At 61.9% G+C, this 19,925-nt stretch carries 18 protein-coding genes; 7 read left to right on the forward strand and 11 right to left on the reverse strand.

Features of this window, described 5'->3' with window-relative positions:
• Nucleotides 1-21 precede the first annotated feature (21 nt).
• The gene (locus tag BMY84_RS09190) at nt 22-1,656 is read left to right on the forward strand and encodes a GMC family oxidoreductase (protein ID WP_093083272.1); all 1,635 of its coding nucleotides are present in this window, start codon (nt 22-24) and stop codon (nt 1,654-1,656) included.
• Nucleotides 1,657-1,672: 16 nt separating this feature from the next.
• Here the strand turns inward: BMY84_RS09190 and BMY84_RS09195 are convergent, their stop codons facing one another.
• A complete protein-coding gene (locus BMY84_RS09195; protein WP_093083274.1) occupies nt 1,673-1,990 on the reverse strand; it encodes a 2Fe-2S iron-sulfur cluster-binding protein in 318 nt (105 codons plus the stop codon).
• A gap of 61 nt (nt 1,991-2,051) precedes the next feature.
• Nucleotides 2,052-3,188: an NADH:flavin oxidoreductase gene (locus BMY84_RS09200; RefSeq protein ID WP_093083276.1), complete on the reverse strand. Its 1,137-nt coding sequence runs from the start codon at nt 3,186-3,188 to the stop codon at nt 2,052-2,054.
• Nucleotides 3,189-3,301: 113 nt separating this feature from the next.
• Between BMY84_RS09200 and BMY84_RS09205 the strand changes: the two genes are divergently transcribed.
• Nucleotides 3,302-4,093 (forward strand): SDR family NAD(P)-dependent oxidoreductase, encoded by a 792-nt coding sequence (locus BMY84_RS09205; RefSeq protein ID WP_093083279.1) that lies wholly within the window; start codon nt 3,302-3,304, stop codon nt 4,091-4,093.
• 33 nt (nt 4,094-4,126) lie between these two features.
• Here the strand turns inward: BMY84_RS09205 and BMY84_RS09210 are convergent, their stop codons facing one another.
• Nucleotides 4,127-5,215 (reverse strand): phosphotransferase, encoded by a 1,089-nt coding sequence (locus BMY84_RS09210; protein WP_093083281.1) that lies wholly within the window; start codon nt 5,213-5,215, stop codon nt 4,127-4,129.
• Between the two features lie 81 nt (nt 5,216-5,296).
• On the opposite strand from BMY84_RS09210, the gene BMY84_RS09215 reads away from it, so the two are divergent.
• A complete protein-coding gene (locus tag BMY84_RS09215) occupies nt 5,297-6,310 on the forward strand; it encodes a zinc-dependent alcohol dehydrogenase (protein ID WP_093083282.1) in 1,014 nt (337 codons plus the stop codon).
• Here BMY84_RS09215 and BMY84_RS09220 read toward each other — a convergent pair.
• Nucleotides 6,307-7,773, reverse strand: coding sequence for a phosphotransferase family protein (locus tag BMY84_RS09220; RefSeq protein ID WP_093083284.1), 1,467 nt, complete (start codon nt 7,771-7,773; stop codon nt 6,307-6,309). The two genes, BMY84_RS09215 and BMY84_RS09220, sit on opposite strands and share 4 nt — an antisense overlap.
• A 29-nt stretch (nt 7,774-7,802) precedes the next feature.
• Nucleotides 7,803-9,212, reverse strand: coding sequence for an FAD-dependent oxidoreductase (locus BMY84_RS09225; RefSeq protein ID WP_093083286.1), 1,410 nt, complete (start codon nt 9,210-9,212; stop codon nt 7,803-7,805).
• Between the two features lie 251 nt (nt 9,213-9,463).
• Here BMY84_RS09225 and BMY84_RS09230 point away from each other — a divergent pair, with 251 nt between their 5' ends.
• Nucleotides 9,464-11,905 carry a TonB-dependent receptor gene (locus BMY84_RS09230; protein ID WP_177203955.1) on the forward strand — a complete coding sequence of 814 codons (2,442 nt, stop codon included), beginning with the start codon at nt 9,464-9,466 and terminating at the stop codon, nt 11,903-11,905.
• Between the two features lie 97 nt (nt 11,906-12,002).
• Nucleotides 12,003-12,851: an SDR family NAD(P)-dependent oxidoreductase gene (locus BMY84_RS09235; protein WP_093083289.1), complete on the forward strand. Its 849-nt coding sequence runs from the start codon at nt 12,003-12,005 to the stop codon at nt 12,849-12,851.
• Between the two features lie 51 nt (nt 12,852-12,902).
• On the opposite strand, the gene BMY84_RS09240 is transcribed toward BMY84_RS09235, so the two are convergent.
• From BMY84_RS09240 to BMY84_RS09250, 3 genes are read right to left on the reverse strand one after another with little or no spacing between them, the layout of a single operon-like run.
• The gene (locus BMY84_RS09240) at nt 12,903-13,412 is read right to left on the reverse strand and encodes a hypothetical protein (RefSeq protein ID WP_093083291.1); all 510 of its coding nucleotides are present in this window, start codon (nt 13,410-13,412) and stop codon (nt 12,903-12,905) included.
• A complete protein-coding gene (locus BMY84_RS09245) occupies nt 13,409-14,464 on the reverse strand; it encodes a phosphotransferase family protein (protein ID WP_093083292.1) in 1,056 nt (351 codons plus the stop codon). The genes BMY84_RS09240 and BMY84_RS09245 overlap by 4 nt, the downstream gene beginning before the upstream one ends.
• Before the next feature lie 31 nt (nt 14,465-14,495).
• Nucleotides 14,496-15,323 (reverse strand): SDR family NAD(P)-dependent oxidoreductase, encoded by an 828-nt coding sequence (locus BMY84_RS09250; RefSeq protein WP_256215188.1) that lies wholly within the window; start codon nt 15,321-15,323, stop codon nt 14,496-14,498.
• A 198-nt stretch (nt 15,324-15,521) separates the two neighbouring features.
• Here BMY84_RS09250 and BMY84_RS09255 point away from each other — a divergent pair, with 198 nt between their 5' ends.
• Nucleotides 15,522-16,679, forward strand: a complete 1,158-nt coding sequence (locus BMY84_RS09255; RefSeq protein ID WP_093083294.1) for an aminoglycoside phosphotransferase family protein — start codon at nt 15,522-15,524, stop codon at nt 16,677-16,679.
• Nucleotides 16,680-16,794: 115 nt separating this feature from the next.
• On the forward strand, nt 16,795-17,193 hold the full coding sequence (locus BMY84_RS09260; RefSeq protein ID WP_093083295.1) for a putative quinol monooxygenase: 399 nt from the start codon (nt 16,795-16,797) through the stop codon (nt 17,191-17,193).
• Here BMY84_RS09260 and BMY84_RS09265 read toward each other — a convergent pair.
• From BMY84_RS09265 to BMY84_RS09275, 3 genes are read right to left on the reverse strand one after another with little or no spacing between them, the layout of a single operon-like run.
• Nucleotides 17,175-17,672: a nuclear transport factor 2 family protein gene (locus BMY84_RS09265; protein WP_177203956.1), complete on the reverse strand. Its 498-nt coding sequence runs from the start codon at nt 17,670-17,672 to the stop codon at nt 17,175-17,177. The two genes, BMY84_RS09260 and BMY84_RS09265, sit on opposite strands and share 19 nt — an antisense overlap.
• A gap of 19 nt (nt 17,673-17,691) precedes the next feature.
• Nucleotides 17,692-18,468 (reverse strand): SDR family NAD(P)-dependent oxidoreductase, encoded by a 777-nt coding sequence (locus tag BMY84_RS09270; RefSeq protein WP_093083299.1) that lies wholly within the window; start codon nt 18,466-18,468, stop codon nt 17,692-17,694.
• The gene (locus BMY84_RS09275) at nt 18,465-19,694 is read right to left on the reverse strand and encodes a hypothetical protein (protein WP_093083300.1); all 1,230 of its coding nucleotides are present in this window, start codon (nt 19,692-19,694) and stop codon (nt 18,465-18,467) included. Before BMY84_RS09275 ends, BMY84_RS09270 begins: the two co-directional genes overlap by 4 nt.
• Nucleotides 19,695-19,925 lie beyond the last annotated feature (231 nt).

Genomic DNA, 19,925 nt, shown 5'->3' on the forward strand with positions numbered 1-19,925 from the left:
GAGAACCAACAGGAGAGAGATATGGCCAGCTACGATTATATCATCGTCGGCGCGGGATCGGCTGGCTGCGTGCTGGCCAATCGCCTGTCGCAAAATCCCCGCAACCGCGTGCTGCTGCTGGAGGCGGGAGGCACCAATAACAGCTTCATGGTGTCGATGCCCAAGGGGATCGGCAAGCTGGTGACGGACCCCAATCATGCCTGGACCTATCCAGTGGGATCGGCCGATGCGCCATCCGAAGTGTGGCAGCGCGGTCGGGGCCTGGGCGGATCGTCCGCCATCAACGGCATGATCTACGTGCGCGGCCAACCGCAGGATTTCGATATCTGGGAAGGGGAAGCCGGGTCCGACTGGTCCTGGGCGCAGATGAAACAGGCCTATCGCGCGATCGAGGATCATGAACTGGGCGATGATGGGGTGCGCGGCGCAGGCGGCCCGGTCCATATCACCACCAACAAATTCCGCTATCCGCTGGCCGAACGCGCGATCGAAGCGGGCGTGCAGATGGGCCTGCCGCGCCATTATGAGGATCTCAATCGGGAGGATCAGGAGGGGATCGGCTATTATTGCTATAATATCCGGAAGGGCCGACGGCAAAGCTCCGCCGTCGCCTTCCTCGATCCGGTGCGGCACCGGAAGAACCTTCATGTCGTGACCGATGTCTATGCCGACCGCATCCGCTTTGACGGGCGGCGCGCGGCCGGTGTCGAATGTCGTGTCGATGGGCAGCGGACCTATTATGCCTGTCATGGCGAGATCATTCTGAGCACCGGCACGATCGGCAGTCCCAAGCTGCTGCAACTCTCAGGCATTGGCCCGGCAGAGAAGCTACGCGCGCTCGGTATCCCCGTGCTGCACGACAGCCCCGATGTCGGTCGGCGTGTCCTCGAACATCTGGGCATGATCGCTACCTATCGGCTGAAGGGTGGCGAGCGCGGCATCAATCACCGCCTGCGTGGCGTGGGGTTGGCCGCCAGCGTCGCGCAATATCTAATGCTGAAATCCGGCCCGCTGGCCAATGGCGCGATGGAGGTCGGCGCGTTCATCCGCACAAGCCCGGATCGGACACGCCCCAATGCGCAGCTCTATGTCAGCGGCTGGACACTCGACATTCCCGAGGAGAAAGAAAAGGACACAGTCGCGCCGATGCAGTCGGTCGAAGCCATACCGGGCATGAGCATCACCGCTCAGTTGATCGGTCTGGACAGCGAAGGCTCACTCGACCTCAGCAGTGCCGATCCCGATGCGCCGCTGATCATCAACCCCAACTGGCTGTCGAGCGAAACGGATCAACGCGCCGCGATCGAGATGGTGCGCTACATCCGTGCCTATGTCGCCCAGCCCGCGCTGGCGCCCTATATCGGCGAAGAAATGTCACCGGGTATCGCGCACCAGAGCGACGCAGACATATTGGCCGCCATCCGCCGCATCGCTTTGTGCGGCACCCATGCCGTGCGCAGTTGCCGCATGGGCCGCGACGAACGTTCCGTCGTGGACGAACGCGCTCGAGTGCGCGGTGTCCATGGTCTGCGGATCGTGGACTGTTCGATCATGCCGGGCCTGATTTCGGGCAATACCAACGGTCCGGCCATGGCGACCGGCTGGCGCGCAGCCGACCTCATTCTGGAGGAAGAAGCGCTGCGCAACGCGGCGTGACGAGGTTCGCGCCGGATCAGTCCTCCGGCGCGATCGTCACCGTCAGTCCATCCAGAGCCTCCGTCCAGATGATCTGGCAGGACAGGCGCGATCCGGCCTGACGATGATCGGAACTGTCGAGCAGGTCATTCTCATCCGCGCTCACCTCGCCGGTCCGGCCCATATCCGCGTCGGACAGGAAGACATGGCAGGTCGCGCAGGAACAGCATCCGCCACACAGCGCCATCAATTCGTCCACGCCTTGGTCGCGGATCATTTCCATGACCGATATGCCGGGTTCGCCCTCAATCTCCAGGCTGGTCCCGTCGCGTTTCACCAGAATCAATTTCGCCATGTCATCATTCCGATAGGAGTGGGGCCGACCCTTCGGCCCGAAAAGAACGCGCAACCGCGCGTTACGAAAGAGTCGCCAACGACGCCGGGCTATAGGGTTCCAGTTCGTCGTGGGCGCTGCGCCGCACCTTGTCGACCCAGTTGGGATCGACCAGCAAAGCCCGGCCGATCGCCACCAGATCGAAATCGCCGCGTTCCAGCATGACATTGAGGCTTTCCAGCCGCCCCAGCGACGGGGCTGCCTGCGATCCCGAGAACATGGTGTCGAGCATTTCCTTCTCGATTCCCAGCGATCCGACCGTGATGGACGGCCGCCCGGTCAGCTTGCGCGCCCAGCCCGCCAGATTAAGCGGACTATCAGCAAATTCGGGCTCCCAGAAGCGCCGCTGCGACGCATGGAAAATATCGACACCCGCCTCCGCCAACGGCTCCAGCAGGGTGGCCAGTTCGCCCGGCGCCGTCGCCAGCTTCGCGGCATAATCCTGCTGTTTCCATTGCGAAAAGCGAAACAGGATCGGAAAGTCGGGACCGACCGCACGGCGGCAAGCGCGCACCACCTCCACCGCGAAACGGCCGCGATTGGCCAGCGCCGCGCCGCCCCATTTGTCCTGCCGCCTGTTCGTGCCATGCCAGAAAAACTGGTCGATCAGATAGCCATGTGCGCCATGCAGTTCGACCCCGTCAAACCCCAGCGTCTGCGCGCTGGCCGCGCCGCGCGCATAGGCATCGATCAGCGCCGCGATATCCGCCTCGCTGCTGCCCTGCGCCACCCGTTCATCAGCGCCGACATAGCCGGAAGGACTGGACTTGAGGGTCATGTCCTCCTCGATCGCGTCATAGAGATTGTCGATCTGTGCCCGCCGTGTCATGCCGACATGCCAGAGTTGCGGCACGATCTTCCCTCCAACCGCATGCACTTCATCGACCACATGCTGCCAGCCGCGCAGGGCGTCCTCGCCATGGAAGCGCGGCGCGCTATCCTCGTTCGATGCGCTGGGATGGTCGATCCATGTGCCCTCCGTCACGATCAGCCCGACCCCGCCCTCGGCCCGCCGCCGATAATAAGCCGCGACGTCCGGCCCCACTACGCCGTCGGGCGAAAAGCATCGCGTCATCGGCGCCATGACCGTGCGGTTGGCGAGAAACAGGCTGCCGATCGTCACCGGATCAAACAATCGGGGGCTGGCGGCAATGCTCATGGCTCACTCCTCGTCCTGCGCAGCGACTAGCGGTTGCAATTTAGTTCATATTATTATCATGTGCATGTGTCTTATATGCCGGAGCACGGCAAAATCAAGGAGAGGAACGGAACATGCAGTTAAAGGACAAGGTGGCCGTGGTGCTGGGCGCATCGGCGGAAGGCGGCACCGGCTGGGCCATATCGGAAGCCCTGGCGGAGGCTGGCGCGAAGGTGATCGTCGCCGCCCGCTCCATAGACGGGCTGGAAAGGCTGGCCGCGAAAATCGGCGGACTGGCGGTGCAATGCGATGCCGGTAGCGAAGCGGACATCGGCCATCTGGCGCGCGTGGCGGCGCAGACCCATGGCGCGATCGACATCGCCGTCAACGCCGCCGCCCTGCCGGTCATCAGCATGATCGCCGATGTCACGCCCGAACAGTTGCAGCGCGGCGTGGAGGTCAATTATTTCGGTCATGTCCATTTCATCCGTCACATGACGCAGGTGATGAACGATGGCGGATCGATCACGCTCATCTCCTCCAACAGCACGGTGCAACCGCAACCGCCGCATTTCGCCTATGCCTGCGCCAAAGCGGCTACCGACTGCCTCGTGGGCTATGCTGCGCTGGAATATGGGGCACGCGGCATCCGCGTGAATTCCCTGCTACCCGGCCCGATCAAGTCGGCGCTGGCCGCCGGCCTGTTCGCCATCCCCGGCGTCGAAGAACTCTATGCCAGCCATGTTCCGCTGGGGCGGATCGGCCTGCCGCGCGACTATGCCGATACGGTCGTGTTCCTGTCCGGCCCGACCTATATCACCGGCGTCAACCTGCCAGTCAGCGGTGGCAATCATCTGACCGGCATGCCCCGTCTGGAGGAGGTCGAAAGCGGCGCGGACGCCTATCGATCCGAAAAGACGGCCTGAATGGCTTGGGGCGAGGCATCCCTCGCCCCCTCCTTACAGACCCAATAGCCCGAAACTGTCATGATCCAGCGCCGCCGTCGCCGCGCGCACGACATTGGCGGTGTTGATCGCTTCGGGCTGCCATACGGCGCTGTTGTTGAGCCAGGTGACGACCGGATAGAAAGCCGCACAGCGATAGAAGAACCATGCCTCCTCGAACGACGGCGCATCCGCCACGCCATAGGCACGCAACCGGGACAGGAAATGGGACAGCAACGCCTTCTCCCATGTCCGCCGGTCGGCAATGTCCAGCGCGCAGAGCAGGAAATAGGACAGGCCGATCGGCCAATGTTCCGGCCGCGCCACCCAGTCGATCAGGCCCGGCTGCCCGGACGCGGTGACATAGAGATTGCCCAGATGCTCGTCGCCATGGATCACCACCATCGCCGTCTGCGGCAATAGCGACCAGAGTCGGCTCCACGCATGCTGCGCGCGTCCCATATCCTGAAAGGCACGGGGCAACGCCCGCCCGCGCGGCAATTCGACATAGCTGCGCCAGTTTTCAGCCGTGAAGAAGGTCGGGAAATAGACGTCGTTCACCATCCGGCGATTTTCATGCGCCAGCGTCCCCGGCCCCATCGCGCCGCCTTCGCCAAACATTGGGCTGTTCCAACTGCTGGCATACATGCGGGCAAAGGCGTCCATGAACCCCATCGCCTGCCCCAGGTCGAGCGTGTGATGCGCATGGAAGAAGGTCGCGCCCTGCGGCGTCAAATCCTCCATGATGATCGCCGATGCTTCATCGCTGACGTCGATATGGTGCCATCGCGGCCCGGCCGGCGCGGCGACCAGCGGCACGATGTCTCGGAAGGACCGCAATTCATTGGCCATGGCCCAGGCCGACCCGGTCGCCGGATCATTTTCGCCGGGGAAATTGCCCTTCACGATGAAGCTATCCGGCTTGCCCTCGCCGCCCGCCGCATAGTCGACCTTGATGCGGAACTTGTTCTGCTTGAAGCCGAACACCGGCCCGCGGTCCACGCGCGAAACCGCCACTTCGGGCCAGCTCCGCCGCAGCGCAGCCGTCACCCAGGACGCATCGATATCCTCATAGCGCTGCGGAATGGTCAGCGTTTCAGCCATGTCTCTCTCCTTGTCAGGCCCTTATAAGCACGCTAGATTATGATATGCTAGCATATTTATAAGAATGAGAGGATAGACGGGATGAAAGCGGCGATTTTCGTGCAGGCGGGCCAGCCTCTGGCAATCGAGGATCGCCCCATTCCCCGGCCCGGTCCGCATCAGGCACTGATCCGCGTCCATCGCTGCGGCATTTGCGGATCGGATCTGCATATGACCAGCGGCAGCCCTTTCGACATGCCATGCGGCACCGCACCCGGCCATGAATATGCCGGTGACGTGGTGGAGGTCGGCCCCGAAGCCGGGCCGATCCGCGTCGGCGATCGCGTGACCGCGCTGCCCATGTCGGCCTGCGGCGATTGCCCTACTTGCCGAGCCGACAGGCCGCTCCATTGCACGGCGCTGCAATCGATGGCGGGGGGCTATGGCGAATATACGCTGATCGACACCCGCAAGGCGATCCGCTTGCCCGACACGCTGACATATGCGGATGGCGCTTTAGTGGAACCGCTGGCGTCCGCCCTGCGCGGAGTCCAGCGGCTGGGTCCGCTGGGACCGGACAGCCGCGTCGCGATTTTGGGCCCGGGCGCGATCGGCGCATCCGCCGCCTTCTGGGCGCGCCGGTTGGGTGCTGGGCGAGTGGCGATGATCGCGCGGTCGCGCCGCAATGAAGATCTGGCGGCCGCCATGGGCGCGGACGGATTTCTGACGGTGAATGACGATCTGCCGCAGCAACTGGAACAAATGCTGGGCGGGGCACCCGACATCGTGATCGAAGGCGCAGGATCATCCGGCGCCATCCAGCAGTCGATCAATCTCGTCGGCAATGGCGGGACGGTGCTTAGTCTGGGCGGCTGCATCCAGCCCGACCCGATCATGCCTGCCATCGCCATGTTCAAGGATATCAGACTGCAATTCAGCGTCGCTTATGGCCTGGCGGACTTCATCCAGTGCGTGGACACGCTGGACGCTGGCGCGCTCGAACCGCGCGCACTGGTCGGCGAGACGATCTCGCTCGCCGCTCTGCCCGCCCGATTCGAAGCGATGCGCAGCGGATCGCACGTCGCCAAGGTGATGGTCGACCCGACGATAATCTAACCGGCCATCATGTCCCGGATCGGCCGGAGGAAGCCGGCCATCATCGAATGGCCAACATGGCCGAGCTTCAGTTCGTCCAGCTTCCCCGTCTCGAAACAATTGGTCGTCAACTGGCTGGCGGTCAGATTGCGGACATGCCCCCATATCTGGAAGAAACGCACTCGCGCCTCGTCCAGATCGGGACCGCCCGCCGCGCGATAGGCGTCCATGAAAGCATCCCAGTCGAGCGAATTGCCCACCGTGTTGCGGACATAGCCGACATCGTCGGCCGGATCGCCGATATGGGAAAATTCCCAGTCGACCACGGCGCTCAGCCGCCCGTCGTCAACGATGAAATTATGGAAGCCGATATCGCCGTGCAGCAGCACCGGCCGACCCGTTGCCTCGGGAATATTGTCCATCAGCCAGCCATAGAGGGCCAGCACCGCGGGGGACGGCATCGCCATTTCGCGCAGATACAGATCCTTGATCGACTGGATATAACGGCGCGTCACTTCCGCAAGCGGCAGATCCCACAGATGCGAGGCAATCCCGTCGGTCAGGTCGCCCAGTTCGCGCATCGGCGGCAACTGGTGCAACCGCGCGACGCTGCCGGCCAGCAGGTCGACCAGTGCCTGATCCACCTTGCCCGCCGCGCCATGAACATTGCCGCCGCTCGTCCCCGGCGCTCGCGTCATGATCAGGAAGTCGCCGCCGGGCAGTAGTCGATGCTCCTCATCCACCCACAGGGCCTCGGGCGCGGGGAAGCCATGATCATAAGCCGCCCGGATGACCGGAAACTCGTAGCGCACGCGATGGCAATCATTGTCCATCGTCGGTTCGTCCCGGTCGCGGCGCATGACAAACGCACCGGAGAGCGCCTGCCCCTCGACCATGAACAGGATGGTTTCCTTGCCATAGCCGCCCGGCAACGGCCGAAAATCGGTAACGCGCAGACTGGCATCATCGAAGCGATCCGCCAGATAGACCTGAAGGCGGGGGGTCGTTACGGCCGTGTCCTGCATATTCTCAGCTGGCAGCAGGTCGCCACACAATTCGCCGATGCGCGTCAGTTCCGCGTCCGACGTTTCGAACACGATCCGCGTCCGCTCGGCGGCCTCGATGCGCGGGTCGGACGCCAGCCGCTCGACCAGCAAGGACCAGTCCCGCATCGTCGCGCGCTGCATCGCCTCCCGCTCCGCCTTGCCATCGGGCGCGCCCGCCAATGCAGCGCGAATGGCTTCGACCGCCTCGAACAGGTCGGGCGCGATGCTGGACAGGGACAGACGATCGACCAGCCCCGCCAATTGCGCCTCCAGCCGGTCGCGCCAGCCGGAAAAGAGCGGATCGTGGAAACTTTCCCGCGTCTCCAATATCTTGAGCGAGGCGACCAGCGCCTCCTCATTGGAGGCATAGACCACATCTTCATGAACGATGGCGGCGGTACGGTTGAGCGAGCGCAGCAGACGCGCGGAAATCGACATTCATTCTTCTCCCGGTACGGGATTACAGTTCAGGCGTTTACGCGGAGCGATGCGGCGGCTTCCTCACCCGCCAGCCGGCCAAAGGTCAGCGCGTTGCCGACCCCCATGCCACCGCCCGAATAGCGATTGCCCTGGACACAGCCCAATATCTCGCCCGCAGCATAGAGGCCGGGAATGGCGATGCCGTTGCGATCGCGCACCCGCCCCTTGGTATCGATGTCCAGCCCGGCGCTGGTCTGGCCGATCACCGATGCCCGCACCTCCACCGCAAAATAGGGCGCGGCGTCGATCGGGAAATATTTGGGCGCCTGCTTGGCCCACTCGCTGTCCACGCCGTCCTGCGCATCGCTGTTGTAGCGCGCGACCGTCTCGGCCAGCGCCAGACGATTGATGCCGACCATATCGGCCAGCGCCTCCAGCGTGTCCGCCTTGCGGATCTTGCCGCTCTCCACATGTTTGCGGATCAGATCCTCGTCCCAGGTCTGCGACACTTCGCCGGTATGATAAGGATCGGAAAAGCGCTTGTCGGCGCTCCCTTCCACCAGCGTCTTTTCATCGAAAATGGCCCAGGCATGAGCGCCGGACTGTTCGTTGATCAAATAGCCGGACACGGCATAGGGCGAATTTTCCGGCATAAAGCGCCGTCCTTCGTCATTCACCAGCATGCACCATGGCGGCAGGAAGGCTTCCACCGAATTGGGCACCAGCCCGGCGGATGGCAGGACGAGGCCCGTATCGTGCCCGGTAATCTGCGCGCCGATCGCCTCGCCCAGCTTGATGCCGTCGCCCAGAATGAAGGGCGCATCATTATGCACCGAATAGACGATGTCGCCATGCTGCGCGGCGGACGGGAAATAGCGCGCGCGCATGCCGGGGCTGTTGCCGAAACCGCCGGTCGTGATGATCACCGCTTTCGCACGCAGGTCCATGCCCGACGCATGAACGCCCACCACCCGGCCATCCTCGATCAGCAATCGATCGACCCGCGTGCCCAAAGCCGTTTCGATGCCCTTTGCGCCAACCTCGTTGATCAGCAGGCGGCCGATCGTGTCGCCCGCGCCAACGGTGCAATGGCCGCGCGGCACCGTGTCGACACCGGATTTCACCACCCACTCATATTCCGCGCCCAGGCTGACCAGCCATTCGACCGAAGCCGCGCTACGTTCCGCAAACAGGCGGATGATGTCGGGCCGCGTCTGCCAGCCGTTCAGCGTCATGATATAGTCGTACATGGCCTGCGGGCTGTCCGCGATGCCCATAGCCTGTTGGACACTGGTACCCGCCGCATAGACCACCCCGCCCGACAGCCGAGTCGCCCCGCCCAGCTTCGTGTCCGCCTCCAGCAGGATCACTGAAGCGCCGGCCGCCTGCGCGAACAGCGCAGCGGTCATACCCGCACCGCCGCCGCCCACCACGATGATGTCGTAATCCGTGCTCATGCGCCCATTCCTCTCCATGCCGATATTCGCCCGATATTCCGGAGGCTTGGCTCTCAAATATCAGACCGCTTCTGGTGCGGACCGGCTTCTGAAGACAATCTAGTATCCTAGCGTACCAGATTGCAAGGGGGATGAAAGCCGAGTTGTGATTTTGGCAATATGCGGATAATCCTTTGACGTATGGTACGTTAATATACTATATGTTTGCAGTCGGTCGAAACGGACCCAAAATATGTTCCGGGAGAGTAGAGTTGAAAAGCCATATCATCGTGCGCGATTCGCTGTTCGTTGCAGCGTTGCTTGCCTCGTCATCTGGCATCGCGATGGCACAGGGTAGTACGGACAGCACGGCTCGCCAGCCTACGGCCAGCCTGGACGACATCGTCGTCACTGCCCGTAAGCGCGACGAATCCTCGATCGCGGTCCCCGTCGTGATGACGGCTGTGGGCGCCAGTGAACTCTCCCGCCGTTCCGTCACCAATCTGGACGGCATCGCGCGCATCGTGCCCCAGCTTATCATCGCGCCGCAGAACGGATCGGTGCAGGGCGGCAATATCGCGCTGCGCGGCATCAGCGGGCCGGACAGCAACCCCTTCGGCGATCAGGCCGTGTCCTTCAACATCGACGGCGTGCAGATCGCCAAGGCGACCGTCCGCCGCATGAGCGACACCGACATCGCCCAGGTCGAAGTGCTCAAAGGACCGCAGGCGCTCTTCTATGGCAAGAACAGCCCCGGCGGCGTCGTGTCCATCCGCACTGCCGATCCGACCAACAGCTTCGAAGCGAAGGTCAGCGGCGGCTATGAATTCAACGCCGACGAACTGCGTCTGGAAGGCTATGTTTCCGGCCCTGTCACCGAAACGCTGGGCGTGCGTCTGGCCGGCTATTATTCGCGAATCGAGGGCGATCTTAATAATCAGGTGCCCGAAACCGCCTATCTCTATCCCAAGGAGCAGCGGCTGCCGCATAATCGCGACTATGCGATCCGTGGCACGGTGAAATGGGAACCGACCGACAATTTCGACGCCCGGCTGAAGGTCAATGTCGGCCGCACCAAATATGCCGGCCCGGCGCAGGCGGGCGAATTCATCCATTGCCCCTTCGGCTCGCCGCAGTCGGGATCGACCGACAATTGCAAGGCGGACGACCAGCTCATTCGCGGCTCCTCCGGCCCGATCGTCGGTACGCTCGATCCCACTTTCCGCGACGGCGAACCCTATGGCCGTCAGCGCCAGATCCTGACCGGACTGGAAATGAACTACAGCCCGTCGGACGAGGTGAAGCTGACCTCCATCACCGGCTATTATGATGTCGACCTTATCCAGGCAGAGAATTACGAAAACGACTATTCGATCGCGCTGCCCAGCCGCAACATCTACAAGGACAAGGAATTCAGCCAGGAATTGCGCATCCAGACCGATTATGACGGCCCGCTGAACTTCACCGCAGGCACCTATCTCGGCATCACGAAGGCGGAGACGGGATCGAAGACCTTCCTCTTCGCGGCGGAAGCAAGCGGCCTCGCCTCCCTGACGGCCAACGGCCTTGGCTTCATCCCGCTGCGCACGCCATTCCAGATCAACAACTATTATTTCGTGCAGGAAGGCACGGCTTATTCAGCGTTCCTCCAGATGAGCTACAAGCCGATCGAGCAGATCGAAATCACCGCCGGCGGTCGCTATTCCTATGAAAAGAAGAAGCTGACCAAGGTGCTGAACGGCATCAATGGCGGCGTCGGCTTCGTCGAACCCGTGCAGAATACGTTCGACAATATGGTCGACGTCACCGACCAGCTCGTCAAGCGCAGCGGCAACTGGAATGATTTCTCGCCGGAAATCAGCGTCTCCTATCGCCCGACCCAGGATCTGACGATCTTCGGCAACTATAAGCATGGCTTCCTGTCAGGCGGCTTTAACTCCAGTTCGGTCGACAATATCGCGACCACCGACCTGTCCTATGACCCGCAGACCATCAAGGGGTTCGAGGCCGGCCTGAAAGCCGCTCTTCTGAACCGCACGCTGCGCATCAACATGGCGGCCTACAGCTACCGCGTTAATGATCTTCAGGTTGTCAATTTCACCAATGCCAGTTCCACCATCCGCAATGCGGCATCGACCAAGATCAAGGGCGTGGAATTCGACTTCAATTACCGCACGCCACTGGATGGTCTGTCGGTCCATGGTGCCGCCGCCTACAACCGCGGCCGCTATGCGGCCTTCGCCAACGCGCCTTGCTATAATGGCCAGACGCCGACGCAGGGCTGTGTCATCGGGAGTTCCGGCGCACCGGTGCAGGATCTGTCGGGCGCCGAAATCCCGCGCGCACCGCGCTGGAACCTGTCGAGCGGCTTTTCCTATGAAACGCCGGTAACCGAAGCAGTGAAAATCGGCTTGTCTGCCGATGCTAATTATTCAAGTAGTATGTTGACCGACGCAACTTCCGCGCCGGAAGGTCGGATGCCCAAATATACACTGCTCGACGCATCGCTGCGCATCAGCGACACGGACGATAAGTGGGAAGTCGCGCTGGTAGGCCGCAACCTGACCAACAAATATTATTATGTCGCTTCGACCGACGTGCCCTTCACCGGCAGCGGCACGGGCACGGCGGCAGGCGTGCCGGGCGATCGCTTCGCGGCAGTCAGCCGCGGGCGGGAAGTGATGATCCGCCTGTCCTACAAGTTCGGGCAATAATCGCTCAATCTGTGATCGCCATTGCGGGTCTGCCGATACACTATCGGCAGACCCTTTTTCGACCCAATCCGATAACAGGCATTTTCAGGAGAAGGACATGGCACGATATCTGGTAGTTGGTGGCGCGGGCGGGGTCGGCTCAGCCCTTGTCTCGACGCTCAAATCGGCGGGCAATGAAGTTATCGCATCCGTCCTAAATGATCGGGAGGCGGCCGAGGTCGCATCCGCGCATGCCGATGTTGCAACTTTCCCGCTCGATCTGTCGCAACCATCCTCCGTCGTGCAGGCTGTGCGCGCAGCGACCGGCGACGATCAGCTGGATGGCGTAGCGGTCTGCGCGGCGGTCGCGCCGATCGGCATATTGGAAATGGCCGATCTGGATCAGGTCGCCCGCACGCTGAACGTGAACATCCTGTCCGCGCTCGCCATCTTTCAGGCCACCATTCCCTCGCTGCGCGCCAGCAAAGGCCGGCTCGTCTTCATCAGTTCCATGGCGGGCAAGGTGGCGATGCCCTTCGTGGGCCAATATAGCGCCTCCAAATTCGGCCTGGAGGGTCTGGCCGATGCGATGCGCCGCGAAGTGGCGGGACAGGGCGTGCATGTCGCGCTGGTGGAGCCGGGAGGGATCAAGACCCCCATGGTGGACACGCAACTGGCGCAGGTCAGCCAGATGATCGAGGAACTGACACCGCAGGACGATGCGCTCTACGGCCATTTCTATCGCGGTTTCCGCGCGGCCGCGCATGCCAGTCATATCAGCACCGCCTCCACCCCGGAACAGGTCGCCGACGTCGTGGTTCGCGCCCTGACCGATGCGACGCCGGCGGCGCGCTATGCTGCTGGTGCAGATGCAGAACAGCTTATAACCGCCGCGCACAACCTGTCGGACGCGGAAATGGATGCTATGATGGCGGCCATGATGTCGGGGGAAACCGCACCCGCCTGACGGTTATAAAATGCATGGGGCGACATAGGTGCTGCCCCATGCAGAAGCTGTCTAGCGTCGCGGCCCATGGCCGATAAAGGCCGGTTCCACAATGCTCCCCTCCTGCTCCAGCTGCCACACGATATAATCGCGCAGTTTCTGGTGCAGATTAGCCGCCTGCCCGTCCCTCTCCGGCGCAGCCTGCAACAGCAACAGCAGGTCGCACACATGCTGCCGCAACGCAGCCACCGTCTCGCCGAGGCGCGCAAGCGATGGATAGACGGTCGGATCGGGCGTTGCATCAACCGCACGACCAATAGCCGCCTTCAAAGCATCAGCATCCGGCCGACCAGCAAGCCAATCCAGCGCTACCGGAAAAAGATCGCGGAGATAGGCGATCTCATCGAACAGCAACTGCCCTTCCTTGTCGATGCGATGCTCCACGAAGCGCAGCATATGCTGGATCGTCGCGGCATTGCTGCGTTCGGTGCGACCAGAGAGCGAGGGAATGATCCCGCTTTCCATCGTCTCGCGTACGCAGCGCAGCACTTCGGTTGCGGTCGGGGTCAGGATCGGGGTCATGCGACAGTCTCGTTCATTTGAGCAAACCAGGCAGGGTCGATGGGCTTCCCAAGGCCGCCCGCGCCGGCCAGCATCCGTTTGGCCAGATGAAAGACTTCGGTGCCGGTCCAGGCCTGCCGGATATCCGCCTTGCCATTGTGCAGGACGACGGCTGCCTTGTGCCCATAGAGGATGGCACCCAGCGTGCGGAGACGCTGATAGAAATGGACATTCTCGATCGGCAGGTCGATCCCGCTGACCTCCCGATAATAAGCGAGCGCCTGCTCCAGCCCCCAAATCTTGGCGCCATCCCGCTCGATCTCCGGGATCAAATCCTGCAACGATGCGAAATCCGCCGCAGGGTCGCCGATCGACGCTTCCTCCCAGTCGCTCATGGCGACGATCTCGCCGTCCAGGAATATCTCCTCGCCCAGCCCGTTCGTGCCCTTGCACAGCGAAATGCAGGGTGCGACCGGCGCGCCTTTCTTCAGCGCGGCCAGGCATTCGACCACGACCGGCATCGGTTCGCGCTGAAAATCGGCCAGTTGCGCCATCAGCCGATCGATGAAGTGGCTGGCGCACGTTTCCCGACTGGCGGGCGCGGACAGGCGCGTATCGAAACCCAGCGCTTTCCAGTCCACCTGATGCACCAGCGCGAGCTTGCGCATATGCTCCTTCGACACGGCAATGCGCATGGCGTCATATTGGGGATCGGGGTCTTTGAAATGGGGGATTTCCCAGTCGCCCTTGATCTGCTGGCGGATATAAAATGGGCGTTCTGCCCATTGCTCATCCGCCTCCCACCGCAGCACGGGAGCGACCGGCACGGCGCTCTGCCCCAGCCGGTCATACATGAAATATTCCTGCTCCAGCGAACTGTGGATCGTGCTCCCGCCCTCGAAATCGGCGCGCAGGACGATGGAGGACAGGTCCGCGCCGGGGCGTTCGCGATAGTCGACGAACCATGTCAGGCGCGACGATCCGCGCGGATAGCGCACATCATGTTCCAGCACCGCTTCATCCCCGTAAAGATGGCGGATATATTCGGCGAGTGGCCGTTTCAACAATTCCACGCCTCTACCTCTCCATTATTGATTTCTGTTGTCAGCGGTCGCCCAGCGCCTTGCCGGACCCATAGGAATCAGCACCCTTGGCCAGTTCATCGGGGCGCGGCATGCGCGTCAGTTGATTGCCGCCATTCACCTGCAAATTGAGGCCCGACACATAGGACGGCCCGGCCAGCCACAGGACGGCATTGGCGAAATCGTCCGGCAGCCCCACCCGCCCCACCGGTATTTCCCTGGCATAGGCGCGTTCGAAATCGGGATCGGCAAAGGCTTCCTTCGCCATGTCGGAATTGATCGGCCCCGGCAGGATCGAATTGACCCGGATATTGCGCGGACCATATTCGATAGCAGCATAGCGCACGATGCAATCGGCGGCCGATTTCGCGGCGGCATAGGCGATGTGCGGCATCACCGGATGCGTTGTCGACATGGACGATATGAAAATGATGGCCCCGTTGCTGTCGATCGCCTCCGCCATATATTTGATGAAGAAGGTCGGCCCGTGGAAATTGACGCGGGTCGCATCGTCCAGCAACGTCTGCGTCATCTCCGAAATCATGCCCATGACCGGCAGGCCGGCGCTGTTCACGGCAATGTCGACCCGACCATAGCGTTCCAGCGCGAAGGCAGCCAGCGCCTTGATATCCGCTTCCACTCCGGCGTCGCAGCGGAATGCCGCACCGCCAATTCGCTCGGCCAGCCGCTCCAGCGGCGGCAGGCTGCGCGCGGCGACCACGACGCTCGCACCATTGCGCGCCAGCGTTTCGGCGATCGCCCAGCCGGTCCCGCCTTCCGCCGAAGCGCCCAGAACGACGGCGACCTTGCCCTTTAAATTCAGGCCAAACGCCATGGCTTGCTGGTCCAAATCCACTCTCCCATCATGGCTGGCACGGCAGATTGATGGCCGCCGCACAACTGCACTTACATTCATGTTTGCATGCATATTATATGCATATGGCCAAAGTGCAAATCCTTATTGCGCGCGCCATCCCGTCCCTTGCCAAAATCTCTATAGAAGCTAATCATATGCTTCATAACGATCAAATTTGAAGGAGCAGGAGCGATGGGTGCATCGGCGGAAGCGATTAAGGCGGCCTATGCGGCGGAGGTCGATCATGATCGCCCCGTGACCCAAAGGCATGAAGTGCCAACCAGCTATGCGGCCATCACACATGACTGGCTGACGGCCGTACTGTGCGCCGACACGCCGGGCGGCGCGGTGACGGATTTCCGCTTCGATGAAAGGGACGATGGTTCCTCCAACCGGCGCCGCATCTTCCTGTCCTACAATGATGTGGCGCAAGCGGCCGGTCTGCCTGCCACGGTCTTCTGCAAGGCAGCGGAGACGCTGGAGAATCGCATCGTCCTGGGCGTGTCGGATACGGCGCGAGCGGAATCGGATTTCTACAATCTCGTCCGACCCCGCATCGATTTCGAAGCGCCGACGCCGCGCTTCGCCAAATTCGATCCCGACAGTTTCGCCTATCTGATCATGATGGACGATATGGCGGGCAAGGTGCATTTCCCCGACGAGCGCACCACCCTGACGCGCAATCAGGCCGAAGCGCTGGTGACGACCCTGTCCAGCCTCCATTCCCGCTTTTACGAAAACCCGGAACTGGGCAGCGCCACCCTGCCCTTCAAACATTGGCCGGTCTGGTGGCGCGATATGATGCACGGCGCGCCCGACTTTCCCGACTTTTGCGCCAAGGGGGTCGAAGCGGCCGCCCATGTCCTGCCCACCGGTCTGGTCCGCCGCAGCGGCGAGATCTGGGACGCCACCGAACGGTCTGTCGCGCGCCATCTGGGGTTGCCCCGCACCCTGATCCACAGCGATGTGCATCTGAAAAACTGGTATATCACGCCCGATGACCGCTTGGGGCTGGCCGACTGGCAATTGACCACGATCGGCCATTGGAGCCGCGACTTCATCTTCTCCACCCTCACCGCACTAACCGTGGAGCAGCGTCGCGAATGGCTGGAAGATCTGCTGCGCCTCTATATCGATCTGATGGCGCAGAAGGGCGTGGCGAAGATCGATTTCGATGATGCCCTGCGCAATGTCCGCCAGCAGATGTTCACCGCCTTCGCCTTCTGGACGATCACCATGCGGCCGACGGACGACATGCCCGCGATGCAGCCGGAACATACGACGCTGGAATTTCTGCACCGCATGGGTACGGCGATCGACGATTATGGTGCGCTGGACGCATTCGACTGAGGTCACAATGGGATCGGGGTGAGGTCATTCATCCCGATCCGCCCTTGATAACATAAATTCTTTATTGCATGTAAATTGCGACGGCCAGCAAGGCCGCTGACAAGGGAGAGGCACTATGACTGGCATCATCGTAACCCAATCGAACATCTTCATATCCCGTTATCCGATCAAACCGGGCAAGCGGGACGCATTTCTGGCGATCTTCAACCCGCTCTGGCAAAATGCCACGGCATTCATGCAGGAAAATGCCAATTTCGTCTTTTACGGCTTCGGGCGCGATCCCAATGTCATGGTCGCCATCGAATCCTACAAGAATGAGGAGGCGGTAAACGCCATCCGCAAAACCGACGCCTTCAAGCAACTGGTCAGCCAGATGCTCGACCTGTGCAGCGGCCCGATGACGATGGAATTGTTCAACGGCCTGGAAATGGGACCGGATATTTTCGACGTCTATGCGCAGGGCAAGTCCACCGTCCACCCCCAAACCGCGACCAACTACGCCGAGTTCCTGTAAGCCTCTGTGGCGTCGCTGGCGGTATCGACCGGCCTGCCCTTCCCCAGCCAGCGCACGAACCGTGAATCCGGCCGCGACCATTCCATCGTCGCGCGCCGGCGCGCAATCAACCATCGGTCGCCATGGGGCACAAATTCATCATCGTATCGGCCGGCATGGTCTATCCCCAATTCGGTAACGACGATGATATAGGTCGTCACCTTCGCCCGGTCAGGCGCCGTGAAATCGATCATCGTCGTGGTCAGGTTATGGCGCTGGAAATTGCCCGAATCGAATGCGCCGCGTCGCCGCGCTGCGGGCAGCAGCATCGCAATGATGGCGTCAGGCCCCTGCAACGCGCCCTGCCCCTGCACTTCGAACAGCCCATCGGGGTGGAAGACCTGATGATGCAGGTCATAATCGGCCGTATCCGGCGCCCGGTTATAGAGTTCGATCGTGTAGCGGATCGCCTCGCGCGCCAGCATTTCCTCCAGCGTCATGCCTCTCTCCCTTTCCGCGTCAGAACAATCCGCGCGTCCAGCCCCCATCAACCGCGATCGTCTGCCCGGTGATATAGCTGGCCCGATCCGAGCAGAGGAATGCCGCAATGCCCGACACCTCATCGGGTCGGCCATGCCGCCCCATCTGGATCACCGGCGGCGGCTCCCGCTGGGTCCGCGCCTCCGTCCCGCCACCCTGCGTTTCCTGGTTCAGCCCCGTGTCGATGCTGCCCGGCGCGATCGTGTTGACGGTGATGCCATGCGGCGCCAGTTCGTTCGACAGGCTCCGCGCCAACCCGACGGCGGCGGTGCGATAGGTATTGGACAGGATGATGTCGAAGAAGCGATGCGGTTCCTTCGCGCAGACCGATCCCAGATTGACGAAGCGGCCAAAGCCCTTCGCCTTCATCGCGCCGTAGGTTTCCCGCACCAGCATAGCGATAGACAGCACGACCTGTTCGTTACTCAGCCGGAAATCGTCGTTAGAAGCTTCCTCGAACCCGTAGCGCACCACCGACCTGACGTTACCGATGACAAGGTCAGGGTCGCCGAACAGGCGGCGCGTTTCCGCCACCGCCCGAATGATCCCGGCTTCGTCGGCCATGTCCGCGCTGATCCACCCGGCCCGGCCGCCCTCGGCCTCGATCATGGCGACGGTGTCGCGCAGTGCCTCTTCGCGCCGCGCGACCACCATCACATGCGCGCCTTCCCGCGCCAGTTCGCAGGCGATCGCCCGGCCCATGCCGGCGCTGCCGCCCGATACCAGCGCGACCCGGCCTTCAAGCCCCAGCTTCATGCAAAACCATAGGGATCATAGCGGCCGTTGATGAACATCTCGACCTGCGCGGCGCCGGTGTGGACCGATCCGTCGGGCGCATGCAGCGTCACCCGCATCAGATATTCGACGCCATGGGTCTTGTTGCCGTCATTGCCCTTGTCCTCGACGCCGGTGCCTTCGCCGAAATTGGTCGCCAGTTGCTCGCCGCTGACCTTGTAAGGGACGTATGTGAAGGGCTGTGTCGACCAATCGAACGTTTCCCATTCGATCGCCAATTCCTCCGACCCATGATAGGTGTGGAAGGTGCCGCCATCCTTCCAGCTGCCCGGATGATAGCCCATCGTCTGCCCCATCCACGGCGGCGCGGCGACATCATAGCGGATTTTCCAAGTCCCGCCCTGGTCATCCTCCAGATACATGGTCGCATCGGTCAGCATCCGCGTGCCTTCCACGAAATGCATGTCATGCCGGGCCAGGGTGAAATGCAGCGCTTCGCTGTCCCATCCCTTGAACACATGGCCACCCAGCGGCGTGCCGAACACATCGTTCATCTTCGCCTGCACGCCCTCGGGCGTTTCATGCAGGTGGAAGAAGCCGCTATAATCGCCCGCGACGAAGCAGTTCCACCAGCGCATCGCCCGCTGCGGCCCGGATTTGCGACGCGGCGGCAACAGCGACGCCAGCGGCGCCAATGGCGGCCGCTCCGCATAGAGGCCCCAACTATGATCGCGCGCGGCGAACCATGTATCAGGCATGATTTCGAACCGTCTGCCCTGATATTCGGCCCAGCCCGTCGCCACGCCGGGCTGCGAATAGCGGCTCTGGTCGGTCGTCAGCCGCCCGCGATTTTCGGCCGAATGATGATCTTCCAGAAACGCCGGGGATACGCCTTCCCACAATATGTCGAAGGACAGACCGCTGCCATTATCCTCCAGCACCAGACGGATTTTTTTGAGCGGCTCGACGAATTCGACCCGCCAGGGGCCGATCGCCACGTCGAAATTGCCACGCCAGGTCCGGTTGAAGCGCGTGGTCGAATGGATGCCATTGTCGTTGATGAAGGCATAGCCACCAAACATGTCAGTGTTCGGATTGACCCGCGCGCCGGTCGCGATGAAAATCCCCTCATCGGGATTGAAGACGCCGAAATAATAGCCGTCGTCCCAGCTATAATCGGTCGATGGAATGAAGCTGAACGGGCGTGACGCCTGATGGACGGGAAATTCGTCATAGGGGGTGAGCATCTGTGGTCCTCTCCTTTTCTCTCTTGTCATTGTCGCAGGCGGCTATGCCGGGCGCCCCGTCCAAAGCGGTTCGCCCGGCCTGTTATTCGGCCTGCTTTTGGGAAGGGCTTTGCGCAAACCCTTCAGGAACTGGATCGAAACTTATTGCATCCGACCGCAAACGCAAGATACATTCTTTCTTGAATGTATTTATGTCAGCGCAATGACATTTGGAGGAGGATGCCCATCATG

Source organism: Sphingobium sp. AP50, from assembly GCF_900109095.1.
In the GTDB taxonomy this organism is placed as follows: Bacteria; Pseudomonadota; Alphaproteobacteria; order Sphingomonadales; family Sphingomonadaceae; genus Sphingobium.

What these genes read in the sequence shown, in the direction of transcription:
- BMY84_RS09190 (WP_093083272.1), top strand. Translation starts at nt 22, where the DNA reads ATGGCCAGCTACGATTATATCATCGTCGGCGCGGGATCGGCTGGCTGC.
- BMY84_RS09195 (WP_093083274.1), bottom strand. Translation starts at nt 1,990, where the DNA reads ATGGCGAAATTGATTCTGGTGAAACGCGACGGGACCAGCCTGGAGATT.
- BMY84_RS09200 (WP_093083276.1), bottom strand. Translation starts at nt 3,188, where the DNA reads ATGAGCATTGCCGCCAGCCCCCGATTGTTTGATCCGGTGACGATCGGC.
- BMY84_RS09205 (WP_093083279.1), top strand. Translation starts at nt 3,302, where the DNA reads ATGCAGTTAAAGGACAAGGTGGCCGTGGTGCTGGGCGCATCGGCGGAA.
- BMY84_RS09210 (WP_093083281.1), bottom strand. Translation starts at nt 5,215, where the DNA reads ATGGCTGAAACGCTGACCATTCCGCAGCGCTATGAGGATATCGATGCG.
- BMY84_RS09215 (WP_093083282.1), top strand. Translation starts at nt 5,297, where the DNA reads ATGAAAGCGGCGATTTTCGTGCAGGCGGGCCAGCCTCTGGCAATCGAG.
- BMY84_RS09220 (WP_093083284.1), bottom strand. Translation starts at nt 7,773, where the DNA reads ATGTCGATTTCCGCGCGTCTGCTGCGCTCGCTCAACCGTACCGCCGCC.
- BMY84_RS09225 (WP_093083286.1), bottom strand. Translation starts at nt 9,212, where the DNA reads ATGAGCACGGATTACGACATCATCGTGGTGGGCGGCGGCGGTGCGGGT.
- BMY84_RS09235 (WP_093083289.1), top strand. Translation starts at nt 12,003, where the DNA reads ATGGCACGATATCTGGTAGTTGGTGGCGCGGGCGGGGTCGGCTCAGCC.
- BMY84_RS09240 (WP_093083291.1), bottom strand. Translation starts at nt 13,412, where the DNA reads ATGACCCCGATCCTGACCCCGACCGCAACCGAAGTGCTGCGCTGCGTA.
- BMY84_RS09255 (WP_093083294.1), top strand. Translation starts at nt 15,522, where the DNA reads ATGGGTGCATCGGCGGAAGCGATTAAGGCGGCCTATGCGGCGGAGGTC.
- BMY84_RS09260 (WP_093083295.1), top strand. Translation starts at nt 16,795, where the DNA reads ATGACTGGCATCATCGTAACCCAATCGAACATCTTCATATCCCGTTAT.
- BMY84_RS09265 (WP_177203956.1), bottom strand. Translation starts at nt 17,672, where the DNA reads ATGACGCTGGAGGAAATGCTGGCGCGCGAGGCGATCCGCTACACGATC.
- BMY84_RS09270 (WP_093083299.1), bottom strand. Translation starts at nt 18,468, where the DNA reads ATGAAGCTGGGGCTTGAAGGCCGGGTCGCGCTGGTATCGGGCGGCAGC.
- BMY84_RS09275 (WP_093083300.1), bottom strand. Translation starts at nt 19,694, where the DNA reads ATGCTCACCCCCTATGACGAATTTCCCGTCCATCAGGCGTCACGCCCG.